This window comes from Enterorhabdus sp. P55 (genome assembly GCF_009911695.1).
Taxonomy (GTDB): Bacteria; Actinomycetota; Coriobacteriia; order Coriobacteriales; family Eggerthellaceae; genus Enterorhabdus.
In genome coordinates this window covers 1-859 of record NZ_QWKK01000251.1, presented here as the reverse complement: position 1 = coordinate 859, position 859 = coordinate 1, and the positions used below count along the sequence as shown (strand labels likewise).

Genomic DNA, 859 nt, shown 5'->3' with positions numbered 1-859 from the left:
TCATACAAAATATGCAAACCCCAACCATCCCAGATCCCTTTATAAATCCATCGTCCGATGAGAATACCGACAACTAAGAAACAGAACAGGCAGACAATGTTCGCAATCAGAATACCGTAACGTTCGACAATCTCACGTTTGCGATCTGCTTTTATCTGCTCTTTTTGTTCATTCAGTTCTTTTTTCAAAGCGAGTAATGCTTGTTTTTCAACTTGAATGTCTTTCAGTATGTCTGCTTTTAAACTTTCTGCCTCTAAACGATGGAGTTGTTCTTGAATGGCAGACTCAATTTTTTGATTCGCAACAGCTTCTATTTTTTCTTGGTAGTCCCGAAAGTCTTTATTAACTTCTTGACGGACTAAGGTTTCTAGTTCTGGAACGTTACTGAAATCAATTTTGCCATTTTTATAAGCATTTAATACTTGAACAACGAGTTGTTCATCTTTATTCATAGACTCATCCCCCGATCATGATCTTTTGTTGGTTTCTTTTCGGACTGTACGTCTCTATTCGCTTGTTTTTCTAGGCTTTTCTGTTGTTCTTGCTCGTAATTTTTCATGTCCTTTGAAAAGCGACGTTCAAAATCATCGAGGATTTTCTCTTTTGTTTGCTTTAATTTTCTTGTAACGCGTTGAGTAAGTTCTGGTACTCGTCCTGCAAACTGTTTGATTGTGTCAATAAATTGATTAATTTTTGATTCTCGCTTGAGAGCTTCTGATTTTCTTGGTTCAATTGCTTGTTCAAGGCTAACAATTTCTGATTCTCTTTGTTGAGTGTCTCGCTCAAGCGGAGTAATCGCTGGTTCTCGTTGTTCAACAGCTCTAAATTCGTTTTGTCTTGCTCGGTTTTCCAACTCATG

Annotated in this window: 2 protein-coding genes; both read right to left on the bottom strand. The window is 37.4% G+C overall.

Annotated elements, in window-relative coordinates; all coding sequences use genetic code 11:
• A partial coding sequence (locus D1643_RS11120) for a mobilization protein (RefSeq protein WP_160710658.1) occupies window positions 1-452 on the bottom strand: 452 nt, incomplete at its 3' end.
• On the bottom strand, window positions 449-859 hold a 411-nt coding region (locus D1643_RS11115; protein ID WP_201751117.1), incomplete at its 5' end, for a hypothetical protein. The genes D1643_RS11120 and D1643_RS11115, both read right to left, overlap by 4 nt.